We start from the raw sequence: 11,005 nt of genomic DNA, 5'->3' as shown, positions 1-11,005 counted from the left end.
ATCATCTCCGGCGGGGTGAACATCTACCCGCAGGAGATCGAGAACCTGCTGATCACCCATCCCAAGGTGGCCGACGCCGCCGTGGTGGGCGCCCCCGACGAAGAGATGGGCGAGAAGGTGGTCGCGGTGATCCAGCCGATGGACTGGTCGGAAGCGGGCGAGGGGCTGGCGGCGGAGCTGACCGCCTTCTGCCGCGCCAACCTCTCATCGGTGAAGCTGCCCCGGCAGATCGACTTCATGGAGGAGCTGCCGCGGCACCCGACCGGCAAGCTCTACAAGCGCCTGATCCGCGACGCCTATTGGGAGACTGCGCAGCCGCAGACGGCGTAGCGACAACGAGGGGATGGGGGAAGATGAACATTCATCGGCGCGGCCTGCTGGCCGCCGGCGCCGCGCTCGGCGTTGCGGGCCTGTCGCGGGGGTGGGCGGCTGAGGCCGACCTGTTCCCCGTGGTCGAGACGGCCGAGGGCCGGCTGCGGGGCCTCACGTCCGGCGGCGTGAAGGTGTTCCGCGGCGTGCGCTACGCCGAGAGCACGGCCGGGACGAACCGCTTCCGCCCGCCGCAGCCGCTGAAGCCGTGGGCGGGCGTTCGCGACGCGCTCGACTTCGGCAACATTTCGCCCCAGGTGCCGGCCGACCGCCGGCGGGACTACGCCGACCTGATCTTCAACGACATGCAGCCGGGCGGCATGGGCGAGGACTGCCTGGTCCTGAACCTTTGGACGCCGAGCCTGGACCGCGCGGCGAAGAAGCCGGTGCTGGTCCGCTTCCACGGCGGCGGCTTCTACGGCGGCTCGAGCAATTCGCCCGGCGGCGACGGAGAGATGCTGGCCCGCTTCGGCGACTGCGTGGTGATCACCGTCAACCACCGCCTGAGCGCCTTCGGCTACCTGCACCTGGGAGACGGCGGCGACTTCGCCGACTCCGGCTCTGTCGGCATGCAGGACCTGGTCGCCTGCCTTTCCTGGGTGGGGCGCAACGTCGAGGCGTTCGGCGGCGATCCCAGGCGGGTGATGATCTTCGGCCAGTCCGGCGGCGGGGCCAAGGTCAGCCACCTGCTCGGCATGCCCTCGGCCAAGGGGCTGTTCTCCAGCGCCGCGGTGATGAGCGGCTCGCGGCTGACGGCGATGAGCCGGGCAGATGCGCGAATGGCGTCCGAGCAGCTGCTCGGCAAGCTCGGCCTCAAGGCGACGCAGATCCGCGAACTGCAGGCGCTGCCGTGGAGCGCGATCCTGGCCGCCCAGGCCGAGCTCGAGGCCGGCCAGCGGGCGCGGGGCGAGGCGCCGCGCTCGTTCGCGCCGGTGCTGGGCGCGGCCATTCCGCATCATCCGTTCGATCCCGCCGCCCCGGCGGAGTCGGCGAACATTCCGCTGATCGTCTCCACGGTGCTCGACGAGCGGACCTACCGCGAGGCCAACTTCGGCATGACCTGGGAGGAGGTGCGGAAGAACCTCACCGCCCGCGCCGGGGCTCGCGCGGACGAGATCCTGACCGCCTATCGGGACGAGGACCCGAAGGCGACGCCCTACCTGATCAATGCCCGCGTCGTCACCGACGCCACCTTCCGCCAGAGCGCCCGGATCATGGCCGACCGCAAGGCTCAGCAGGGAGCGGCGCCCGTGTGGGCCTATCTCTGGACCGCCCCCAGCCCGGCCTTCGGCAGCCGCTACGGCGCGACCCACGGCGTCGACGTCGCTTACGCCATGCACGACATCCGCATGCCGCTCGCCGGCCCGATAGCCGACAACCGCCGGCTGGCGGACGAGATCGCTTCGGCCTTCGTCGCCCTCGCCGCCAAGGGCGATCCCAACAACCAAAAGACGCGGGCGTGGCCTGTGTATGACCTGGTCAAGCGCACGACGATGGTGTTCGGGACGCCGACCAGCAGCGCGGTCGAGGACCCGCGGCGGCGGCTGGTGGAGATATGGGCGGAACGTGCTGAGGACGGGGCGGCGGAGTAGCGGCGCGCCCCCTCGTTCTTGATTCGTTCTTGACAAGCTTCAGCGCGCGAGAGATCATGCAGAGGTGTCGGCCACCTCGCCCGGGCGGGCGACAATCAATCTCAGTTTGAGGAGTGGTTGGCACGAATGCCTTATGCGCGCCCGCGATCCCAGATGCCCGCCGGAATGAAGGATCTGAAGGGGCTTCCTGGCCTTCTGTCTCCGTACGATCTCGCACGCGAGTCCCTGGAGGATTTTCAGAAGGGACCGAAGATCCGACGGCCGAACCTCGCCCGATCCTTCATCCGGTCGTCGGACCTGCCTGGGAGGCCGCCGCCGACCTGCAGGAGGGTGACTACGCGGGCGCGGCGTTCAACACGGCCATGGCGGTCGCGGACGTACGGCCGGTCGGCGTCGCAGTGAAGGGGGCGCGAGCCGCCAGCAGAGGTATTGGCGTATTGAAGAAGGGGTCTGTGTCGGCGAATGCCTCCGCAAAGCAGATGAAGGCGCGCGGGATGGTTCCTCCAAAACACGAGGTCCATCACACCATCCCGTTGAACGGCAAGAGCCGCACGGCGCAAGATCCACGCAATCATTACGCGCTGCTGAAGGTGATGCCGCAAGCACAGCATCGGAGGCTGACCGGCAGCTGGCAGGGCAAGCCCAGGTACGATCCAGTTCGCCGCGTGTGGTACGGGACCACCGACTGGCAGAAGGCGGTCCCGACCGGCATCGCGGCGCGTGCCGCCGACACGTGGGAGAATCTCAGCCAGCCATTTCAGCCGCCGAGGAAGCCGCGGTCAGGGCGCTGACCTTTGGCCGCTGCAGGGAAAAGTCCGATGAAGTCATCCGAGGCGGACATGGTGTTCCCGGTTCTCGGATTCACGCCCGACGGCGACATTTGGGGGTTTCCGGACCTTGATACACTGACGTCGTGCGGTTCCATGACGTTGAAGAAGAACATGCAGCTCGACATGGAGCTGGTCGACTCGCGAGGCCGACGATGGCTTGTGCGCTCGATCCGCCGACTAGGGCGAGCTCGACCGCTGGTCCCTTGGCTCATCGACCTTCTACTTACCGCCGTGCCTCGATTTCGTATCGAGCAGGTGCTGGAGGAGATGACCCCGCTCACGTTGGAGGAGATCAAGGCGCGCGCCTCAGCGGCCGTCGAGCTGACATCGGAGTATTACTGCGCGGAAGACGAGCGAGACGAGATCCTGGTGCCGCTGCTTGATCAGGTGCGGGCGGCGTCCGACGTTGCACAAATCCATGAGCTTCTGGGGCTCGACAGCTTCTTGAGCTATTAGGCCGCGCGCCGCCGAGGATCGCTCTTGCACCACCCGCCCCACAGGCTCTCCGTTGCCCCGATGATGGACTGGACGGACCGGCATTGCCGGGTCCTGCACCGGACGCTGTCGAAGCGGGCGCTGCTGTACACGGAGATGGTGACCACCGGGGCGGTGCTGCACGGGGATCGGGAGCGGCTGCTGGGCTATTCGGACGCGGAGCATCCGGTGGCGCTGCAGCTCGGCGGGTCTGATCCGAAGGACCTGGCGGCCTCGGCGCGGATCGGCGAGGACCTCGGCTACGACGAGATCAACCTCAACGTCGGCTGCCCGTCGGACCGGGTGCAGAGCGGGGCGTTCGGCGCCTGCCTGATGCGCGAGCCGGAGCTGGTCGCCGAGTGCATGGCGGCCATGGGCGCGGCCGTGAAGGTCCCCGTGACGGTGAAGTGCCGGATCGGGGTGGACGAACAGGATCCTGAAGTTGCGCTGTTCCGGCTGGTGGACCTGTGCGCGCAGGCGGGGGTGAGAACCTTCGTGGTGCACGCGCGCAAGGCCTGGCTGAAGGGCCTGTCGCCGAAGGAGAACCGGGACATCCCGCCGCTCGACTACCCGCTGGTGCACCGCCTCAAGCGAGAGCGGCCGGACCTCACCATCGTCATCAACGGCGGCGTTCCGGACCTGGAGGCGGCGCAGGCGCACCTGGCGCACGTCGACGGCGTGATGCTGGGGCGGGCGGCCTACCACACGCCGGCGCTGCTGGGGCAGGCGGATGTGCAGATCTTCGGGGAGGGGGAGGTGGTCGACCCGTTCGCTGCGGTGGAGCGCTACCTGCCCTACGTCGCCGAGCGGCTGGCACGCGGCGCGCACCTGGCCGGCATGACGCGGCACATGCTGGGGTTGATGCACGGGCGCCCCGGGGCGCGGGCCTGGCGGCGCATTCTGACGGTGGAGGGCGCCAAGGCGGGCGCAGGTCTGGACGTGATCGAGCGTGCGCTGGCGGCCGTCCGCGGCGCGGCGGAAGAGGTCGAGGCGGCGGCCTAGGGCCGCAGGATCAGCGCCGAGCGGCTGGCCTCGAAGCGGGAGAGGCGGCCGAGATAGGTCATGCCCAGCAGCGAGGTCTCCAGGCCGCTCTCGATGACGAAGGCCTCCACGTCCTCGACGCGCGCGCCGGCCACAGAGATGCTGTCGAGCTTCACCTGGGCGGCTCTGGCCTGACCCGAGGCGGTCTGCACGCTGTACTCGTAGTTCAGGGTCGTCGGGTCGAGGCCGAGCCGGCGAGCGTCCACGAGGGTCAGGGCCACGGCGCTCGCGCCGGTGTCGACCAGGAACCGCACCCGGCGGCCGTTGACGTCGGCCTCGGCCCAGAAGTGACCGTCGGCCGCCTTGGCGATGGAGGCGGCCTGGCCGACCGCCGCAGGCTCGGGTGCGGTCATCTGCACCTGGGCGACGGCCGCACGGGGCTCGTGCTGGCGCGCCTCGAAGTGGGTCACCGCCTGGGCGGCCGCCACGGCGGAGATGGCGCTGACGGCCGCCAGCATCACGAACCTGAACATATCCGACACCCTGCCTCACCAAAGGCTCGGCCTTTACGGCCTTATTGGACGTCAAGTTAGGCCCGGCGGGGTTTGCATCCGGTGAATCGGAAGTTGCCGAGGGGTTTACGGGCCCACGGCGCGCGCTTCAGCCGAAGATGGCGAGCTTCTCCGGCCGGATACGGCTGCGGCGGGAGGGCAGCTCGGCCATCAGGCTCTCGCGATCGGCCTCGCTGAGCTTCGCCCAGCCGGCGATCTCGGGGAGTGTGCGGTAGCAGCCCAGACAAAGGCCGCTTTCGCCGTCGACGGCGCAGACCTGGACGCAGGGCGTGCGGATCGGCTCGGGCGGGGCGGGGCGGTCGCTCATGAGGCGGGCAGGGCGTAGGCGACGGTGGCGTGGGCGGCCAGGGCGTCCGGGCTCTCGGTCCAGATGCGCACGTCGCAGACGGCGCTGCGGGCGCCCAGGCGAAGAAGGTTGGTGTCGGCCGTCAGGTCGCCGGGCTGAGCGCCGCGCAGGAAATGGATGGTCAGCGTGCTGGTCACCGCCATCAGCTGCTCCCCCACATGCGCCAGCACGATGGCGTAGGCGGCGGTGTCGGCCAGGCTCATCAGCGTCGGGCCCGCGATCACACCGCCCGGCCGCAGCATCTCCGGCTGGAACGGGGTCACCATCCGCAGCCGGCCGGGCTCGGCGTCGGTCACCTTAGGCATTCGGTCGGGATCGGCCTTGGGAAAGGCCCTCTGGATCAGGGCCTGGACCTGCGGGCCGGTCAGCTTCAGCGGGGTCATCGGGCCTCCGAATGGCATGTAGCCGGAAAGATGACAAGAAATTCATGTTACATGTGGATACCTGACCAACATGAGCGAATATTAATGTAGACTCCGCGATTATTGACGGAAGTTCATTTGAACTCTGCGGTGGTGCTGACACCCTGTCCTCGTCAGTTTTTTCGAGGAGACACCCATGCGCACCGCCGCTCTCGCCATCGCCGCCGCCGCCACAGTTGCGGCCTGGGGGACCGCCGCGTCCGCCCGGATCAGCGACGTGGACTACATCCAGGCCAGCCGCTGCCACGCCATCGCCTCGGCGAAGGGGGGTTCGGACGCCGAGGCCCTGAAGACGGTGACCAAGGAGGAAGGCCGCGGTCGCCACGCCACCGTCAAGCGCATGGCCGACGACGCCGCCTCCAGGGCGGCCCGCGACGCCCGTAGCGACAGCGCCCAGAAGCAAGCCAAGATCGACGCCGAGCTCGGCGGCGTCTGCCAGGTGTTCCTGGGCGAGCGCACCACCGGCACGGCCGCGAAGTCCAACGCCACCCCAGCGTCCTAAGAGCTCTCTCTGCCTCGAGAGAGGCTTGGGGCGGACCGCCGGCGCCTAGCCCGGAAGAGTGAGCAGACCTTCCGGGCCTCTCCTGGGCAGCTAGAGCCGGCGGTCCGTCCCAAGACCCCTGCCTTCCGCTCGCGACCTCGCGGAGGGCCGATTGTCGCCAACTCTCGCGCCCGGATCGCTCCGGGCGCCTCTTTTTCGTATCCGCCGGCGCCGGGCGCGCGGCCGGGCGGCGGCCAGCCAGTGAGTTCGGCGTTCCCGCATCCCGCGGGCGCCGATGTCGGCCGCAACTCGTGGCCGATGCCCCTGAAACTCGCGCCCCGGCTGACCGGGGCGCGCTTTTTCTTGCGCGCCGCGGCGGCGGAACCCACCTTGCCGGCAAGGCTTACATTCGGCGCGCGCCGGGCGGCGGCGTCGAGGCAAGGAAGTGAATGAGCGTCCTCATCCCCGGCGAGACCTGTTGGCGCAGGGAGCGGGCGGCGCGTGCGGCCTTCTTGATCGACACCGAGGCCTATTTCACCGCCGCCTTCGAGGCGATGATGAAGGCCGAACGGTCGATTCACCTGCTGGGCTGGGGGTTCGACCCGCGCACCCGGCTGTTCCCGGACGGCTACGACGGACCTGACGATCCGGACGAGGTGGGGCGGGTGCTGATCGAGCTGGCCCGCCAGCGGCCGCAGCTCGATATCCGCCTCTTGATCTGGCACTCGGCGCTGCCGATCAGCGCCAGCCAGGAGTTCTTCCCGCACAAGGCCCGCCGCTGGTTCAAGGGCACGGGCGTCAAGTTCCGGCTGGACGATGCGGTGCCGTTCGGCGCCTGCCATCACCAGAAGGTGCTGGTGATCGACGACAAGGTCGCCTTCTGCGGCGGCGGCGACATCTCGGTGGACCGCTGGGACACCGCCGCCCACCTGGAGAACGACCAGCGCCGGATGATGCCGCGGCAGGAGTGCCACGATCCGCGGCACGAGGTGATGATGGTCGTGGACGGGCCGGCGGCTGCGGCGCTGGGCGAGCTTTGCCGCCAACGCTGGCTCCACGCCACCGGGGACGAGGTCCCGCCGGCCGAGCCGAGCGCCGGCGATCCCTGGCCGCACCACGTCCCGGCGGCGCTGACGGACGTGGAGGTCGGAATCGCGCGGACCTACCCTGCCTGGCGCGACCAGCCGGCGGTGGAGGAGATCCGCAGGCTGACGCTGGCCTCCATCCGGGCGGCGAAGGACGTCATCTACCTGGAGAACCAGTATTTCACCGCCCCGGCCGTGGTCGAGGCCTTGGCCGAGCGGCTGACCGAGCCGAACGGCCCGGAGGTGGTGCTGATCTCGACCGGGAAGAGCCCCAGCTGGTTCGACCAGCTGACCATGGACCGTGCCCGATCGACGATGATCTGGCGACTGAAGGCGGCGGACATCTTCGGCCGCTTCCGGGCCTACTATCCGATCACCACCGGCGGCTCGGTGATCATCGTCCACTCTAAGGTGACGGTGATCGACGACGCCTTCGCCCGGGTCGGATCGGCCAACCTCAACAACCGCTCCGGCGGCTTCGACACCGAGTGCGAGCTGACCGTGCTGGGCGACAAGCCGGACGACCGGATCAACATCACCGCCTTCCGCGACCGGCTGGTCGGCCACTTCATGGCGGTGACCGGCGATGCCGTGGCCAAGGCGCGGGTCGACCACGGCGGCCTGTGCGCCGCCATCGACGCCCTGAACCGGGACGGCCGGCTCGTGCCCCTGGTGCCGCGCAAGATGTCGGCCCTGGGGGAATTCATCGCGGCCTACCACATCGGCGATCCGGCCAACGCCGGCGACAGCTGGCGGCTGGGCCGGCGGCGGGAGAAGGTCTACGCCGAGGCTCGCCTGGTCGCCAACCAGAGCGGGAAGAGCCCGGCGGTCACCCCACCTCGAAGTCCATGACCAGCGGCAGGTGGTCGGACGCGAGCCGGTGCAGCGGCTCGAACGGGACGAAGACGTCCAGCACCTTGATCTCCGGCGAGACGAAGATGTGGTCGATGCGCAGCACCGGCAGCGGCGAGGGGAAGGTCGAGGTGGGCGTCTTGCGCGGCGCCAGCCGCCGGGCCGGCTCCAGGCGGGCGGTTAGGGTGCGGTAGACCACCGAGGTCGCCGTGGCGTTGAAGTCGCCCAGCAGGATGGTCGGGCCCTTCCGGTTCGGGTGGTCGAGCCACTCCGGGCCGGCCAGCCAGGAGGCCTGGTGCTGCTGCTCGCGGGGCACGAGGCCGAGGTGGGTGTTGATGATCTGCACCGGCTTGCCCTGCACCTCCACCTCTATCCAGAGGGCGCCGCGGGGCTCCAGTTGCGGCATGCGATGGTAGCCAGGCAGGGGCCCTACCTTGATCAGGCGCTCGGGCAGGTGGGTCAGAATGGCGTCGCCGTAGAGCTCCTCCTCGACCTTCATGGCCGGGTGGAAGTGGCACTGCATCTCCAGTTGCTTGGCGATCTCGTGGGCCTGGTCGACCCCGCCCGTGCGGGCCCGGCCGACGTCCAGCTCCTGCAGGGCGACGATGTCCGGCTCGAGCCTGGCCAGCACCGTGCCCACCCGCTCCACGTCGAGCCGGCGGTCTGCGCCGACGCAGCGGTGCACGTTGTAGGTCACGATCCGAGGCATGGGCGGGGAGTTCTGCGCGGGTCCTGCGGCGATGACAAGACGGCTTGGCTGTCGCCGGTTCCCGTAGCAGTGTTCGCGGACAATTCACGGTGGAGTAGTGATGAAGGTGATCGCTTTGGCGGCCGCGTCCGCGATCGTCGTGGCTCCCGCTTCGTCCGACTGGCTCGCCAAGCCGCGCGAAGCGGACCTGAACCGTTACCATCCGGTGGCGGCGCGGCAGGCGTCGGTGAGCGGAGCCGCGACGGTGCGGTGTGCGATCTCGGAAGGAGGGAGCCTGAGCGATTGCATCGTGGTGTCCGAGGCGCCCGAGGGTTGGGGGTTCGGGGACGCGGCGCTGGGGCTCGCCCGATGGTACAGGCTGGGCGGACCGTCCCGAGACAAGCTGCTTGCGAGCAGCGGCGCCGTCGAGGTTGCGATGTCGTTTCCTCTCGCTGGCGCTCTGGGCGGCGCGGCTGAAGGCGAGGGGCGGCCGCGCTGGATCCGGGACATCCCGCGATCACAATGGGCGAAGCTTCCAGGGGTCATGGATATGGTCGGCGCCTACCCGGATGACGCCGTGCGGGCCCATGTCGAGGGCAGCGGCACGGTGGATTGCATCATCGGCGGCGACGGACGGCTACGGCCCTGCTCGGTCGTGAGCGAGCAGCCCTCGACGGCCGCGTTTGGCATTGCGGCGTTGCAGCTTGCCGCGAAGTTCCAGCTCAAGCCGAGGTATGTGAAGGATGCGGGCATCGCAGGAGGCGTGTTCCGCCTGCCGATACGGTTCACGCTGCCCTCACGCTGACCTTTACGTTAACGTCAATGCTTCCCAAGCCGAAGGCGCGGGGCTAAACGTGCCACTTCGCCGCGGGCGCCGGTTGCTTGCGGGCACAGGAGCACGCGCGATGAACCTCGATTATTCCGCCGAAGACCTGGCCTTCCGGGACGAAGTTCGGGCCTTCATCGCCGAGAACTATCCCGCCGACCTGCGCCGCAAGCAGGACGCGCGCGAGCCGCTGACCAAGGAAGACCAGCTAGCCTGGCACAAGGTGCTGGCCAAGAAGGGCTGGGTGGCGCCGGGCTGGCCGAAGGAGTTGGGCGGCACCGGCTGGACGCCGACCCAGAAGTACATCTGGAACGAGGAGCTGGCCCGCGCCGACTGCCTCCCGACCCTGCCGTTCGGCCTCTCGATGCTGGCCCCGGTGATCTACACCTTCGGCACCGACGAGCAGAAGAAGCGGTTCCTGCCCGGCATCTACAACGGCGACGTCTGGTGGTGCCAGGGCTACTCCGAGCCGGGCGCCGGGTCGGACCTGGCCTCGCTCAAGACCCGCGCCGAGCGGGTCACCGGCGACGACGGCAAGGAGTACTACATCGTCAACGGCCAGAAGACCTGGACCACGCTCGGCCAGTACGCCGACTGGGGCTTCTTCCTGGTCCGCACCGACCCTAACGCCAAGCCGCAGTCGGGCATCAGCTTCCTGCTGATCGACATGAAGAGCCCGGGCGTGACCGTCCGTCCGATCATCACCCTGGAGGGCGGCCACGAGGTCAACGACGTCTTCCTCGACAACGTGAAGGTGCCGGTCGACCAGCGGATCTTCCACGAGAACCAGGGCTGGACCTGCGCCAAGGCGCTGTTGGCGCACGAGCGCAGCGGCATCGCCGGCGTCGCCCGCTCCAAGCGGGGCCTGGAGAAGCTGCGCACCGTCGCCGCCACCGAGAGCGGCGACCACGGCGGGGCGCTGATCGAGGACGCCTTCTTCCGCCGCAAACTCGCCGAGCTGGAGATCGACCTGACCGCGCTGGAGTTCACCGAGCTGCGCACGCTGGCCGGGGAATCCAGCGGCAAGGGCCCGGGCCCGGAAAGCTCGATCCTCAAGATCAAGGGCACCGAGATCCAGCAGCGGCTGAACGAACTCGCCCTCGAGGCGGCGGGCCACTACGGCGCGCCCTACCTGCGCGAGGACGGCGCCAACATGGGCGTGGGTCCCGACTACGCCCGCGGCGTGGCGGGCGAGTACTTCAACGGCCGCAAGACCTCGATCTACGGCGGCTCCAACGAGATCCAGCGCAACATCATCGCCAAGATGGTGCTGGGGCTCTGATCCCGCCCGCGTCAGTCAAAGTTCCAACCGGAGCCGCCTAACTCATGGACTTCAACTTCACCGACGAACAGACGATGCTGCGCGACACGGTCGCGAGCTACCTGGCGGACAATTACGACTTCGAGAAGCGCCGGGCGGTGATCAAGGCCGAGGCGGGCTGGCGGCCGGAGGTCTGGAGCGCGTTCGCCAACGAGCTCGGCATCCT

At 69.1% G+C, this 11,005-nt stretch carries 13 protein-coding genes; 9 read left to right on the top strand and 4 right to left on the bottom strand.

Translation table 11 applies throughout. From position 1 onward, the window contains the following. The 5 genes from VHK87_RS13240 to dusA form a co-directional block, all read left to right on the top strand. Positions 1 to 330 (top strand): AMP-binding enzyme (locus VHK87_RS13240; protein ID WP_414694148.1); only part of this gene is annotated, 330 nt, incomplete at its 5' end. A 23-nt stretch (positions 331 to 353) separates the two neighbouring features. Continuing rightward, on the top strand, positions 354 to 1,961 hold the full coding sequence (locus VHK87_RS13235; protein WP_329635366.1) for a carboxylesterase/lipase family protein: 1,608 nt from the start codon (positions 354 to 356) through the stop codon (positions 1,959 to 1,961). 452 nt (positions 1,962 to 2,413) lie between these two features. Then, positions 2,414 to 2,752, top strand: a complete 339-nt coding sequence (locus VHK87_RS13230; RefSeq protein ID WP_329635365.1) for a hypothetical protein — start codon at positions 2,414 to 2,416, stop codon at positions 2,750 to 2,752. A gap of 27 nt (positions 2,753 to 2,779) precedes the next feature. Further along, the gene (locus tag VHK87_RS13225) at positions 2,780 to 3,247 is read left to right on the top strand and encodes a hypothetical protein (RefSeq protein WP_329635364.1); all 468 of its coding nucleotides are present in this window, start codon (positions 2,780 to 2,782) and stop codon (positions 3,245 to 3,247) included. Between the two features lie 60 nt (positions 3,248 to 3,307). Then, positions 3,308 to 4,267 (top strand): tRNA dihydrouridine(20/20a) synthase DusA, encoded by a 960-nt coding sequence (gene dusA, locus VHK87_RS13220; protein ID WP_329635367.1) that lies wholly within the window; start codon positions 3,308 to 3,310, stop codon positions 4,265 to 4,267. Here dusA and VHK87_RS13215 read toward each other — a convergent pair. From VHK87_RS13215 to VHK87_RS13205, 3 genes are all read right to left on the bottom strand, one after another. Further along, complete coding sequence (locus VHK87_RS13215) at positions 4,264 to 4,779, bottom strand: TIGR02281 family clan AA aspartic protease (RefSeq protein WP_329635363.1); 516 nt, start codon at positions 4,777 to 4,779, stop codon at positions 4,264 to 4,266. The genes dusA and VHK87_RS13215 overlap by 4 nt on opposite strands. 127 nt (positions 4,780 to 4,906) lie before the next feature. Next, positions 4,907 to 5,125, bottom strand: coding sequence for a DUF1289 domain-containing protein (locus VHK87_RS13210; RefSeq protein ID WP_329635362.1), 219 nt, complete (start codon positions 5,123 to 5,125; stop codon positions 4,907 to 4,909). Continuing rightward, positions 5,122 to 5,547, bottom strand: coding sequence for a PaaI family thioesterase (locus VHK87_RS13205; RefSeq protein WP_329635361.1), 426 nt, complete (start codon positions 5,545 to 5,547; stop codon positions 5,122 to 5,124). Before VHK87_RS13205 ends, VHK87_RS13210 begins: the two co-directional genes overlap by 4 nt. 175 nt (positions 5,548 to 5,722) lie before the next feature. Between VHK87_RS13205 and VHK87_RS13200 the strand changes: the two genes are divergently transcribed. Continuing rightward, a complete protein-coding gene (locus VHK87_RS13200) occupies positions 5,723 to 6,088 on the top strand; it encodes a hypothetical protein (RefSeq protein WP_329635360.1) in 366 nt (121 codons plus the stop codon). 428 nt (positions 6,089 to 6,516) lie between these two features. Continuing rightward, entirely contained in the window at positions 6,517 to 8,004 is a 1,488-nt protein-coding gene (locus VHK87_RS13195; protein ID WP_329635359.1) for a phospholipase D-like domain-containing protein, read from the top strand. Here VHK87_RS13195 and VHK87_RS13190 read toward each other — a convergent pair. After that, complete coding sequence (locus tag VHK87_RS13190; RefSeq protein WP_329635358.1) at positions 7,982 to 8,713, bottom strand: endonuclease/exonuclease/phosphatase family protein; 732 nt, start codon at positions 8,711 to 8,713, stop codon at positions 7,982 to 7,984. The two genes, VHK87_RS13195 and VHK87_RS13190, sit on opposite strands and share 23 nt — an antisense overlap. A gap of 100 nt (positions 8,714 to 8,813) precedes the next feature. On the opposite strand from VHK87_RS13190, the gene VHK87_RS13185 reads away from it, so the two are divergent. Both VHK87_RS13185 and VHK87_RS13180 read left to right on the top strand, forming a co-directional pair. Next, positions 8,814 to 9,497, top strand: coding sequence for a TonB family protein (locus tag VHK87_RS13185; RefSeq protein WP_329635357.1), 684 nt, complete (start codon positions 8,814 to 8,816; stop codon positions 9,495 to 9,497). A 100-nt stretch (positions 9,498 to 9,597) separates the two neighbouring features. Beyond that, the gene (locus tag VHK87_RS13180; protein ID WP_329635356.1) at positions 9,598 to 10,800 is read left to right on the top strand and encodes an acyl-CoA dehydrogenase family protein; all 1,203 of its coding nucleotides are present in this window, start codon (positions 9,598 to 9,600) and stop codon (positions 10,798 to 10,800) included. Positions 10,801 to 11,005: the final 205 nt, after the last annotated feature.

This window comes from Phenylobacterium sp. (assembly GCF_036263695.1).
GTDB lineage: Bacteria > Pseudomonadota > Alphaproteobacteria > Caulobacterales > Caulobacteraceae > Phenylobacterium.
The sequence above is the reverse complement of the archived record's forward strand: the minus strand, read 5'-3'. Positions and strand labels throughout refer to the sequence as shown.

Bases quoted from the DNA above. Each gene is read 5' to 3' on its own strand.
- VHK87_RS13225 (WP_329635364.1), top strand. From the start codon at position 2,780: ATGAAGTCATCCGAGGCGGACATGGTGTTCCCGGTTCTCGGATTCACG.
- VHK87_RS13235 (WP_329635366.1), top strand. From the start codon at position 354: ATGAACATTCATCGGCGCGGCCTGCTGGCCGCCGGCGCCGCGCTCGGC.
- dusA (WP_329635367.1), top strand. From the start codon at position 3,308: ATGATGGACTGGACGGACCGGCATTGCCGGGTCCTGCACCGGACGCTG.
- VHK87_RS13190 (WP_329635358.1), bottom strand. From the start codon at position 8,713: ATGCCTCGGATCGTGACCTACAACGTGCACCGCTGCGTCGGCGCAGAC.
- VHK87_RS13195 (WP_329635359.1), top strand. From the start codon at position 6,517: ATGAGCGTCCTCATCCCCGGCGAGACCTGTTGGCGCAGGGAGCGGGCG.
- VHK87_RS13200 (WP_329635360.1), top strand. From the start codon at position 5,723: ATGCGCACCGCCGCTCTCGCCATCGCCGCCGCCGCCACAGTTGCGGCC.
- VHK87_RS13180 (WP_329635356.1), top strand. From the start codon at position 9,598: ATGAACCTCGATTATTCCGCCGAAGACCTGGCCTTCCGGGACGAAGTT.
- VHK87_RS13185 (WP_329635357.1), top strand. From the start codon at position 8,814: ATGAAGGTGATCGCTTTGGCGGCCGCGTCCGCGATCGTCGTGGCTCCC.
- VHK87_RS13210 (WP_329635362.1), bottom strand. From the start codon at position 5,125: ATGAGCGACCGCCCCGCCCCGCCCGAGCCGATCCGCACGCCCTGCGTC.
- VHK87_RS13215 (WP_329635363.1), bottom strand. From the start codon at position 4,779: ATGTTCAGGTTCGTGATGCTGGCGGCCGTCAGCGCCATCTCCGCCGTG.
- VHK87_RS13205 (WP_329635361.1), bottom strand. From the start codon at position 5,547: ATGACCCCGCTGAAGCTGACCGGCCCGCAGGTCCAGGCCCTGATCCAG.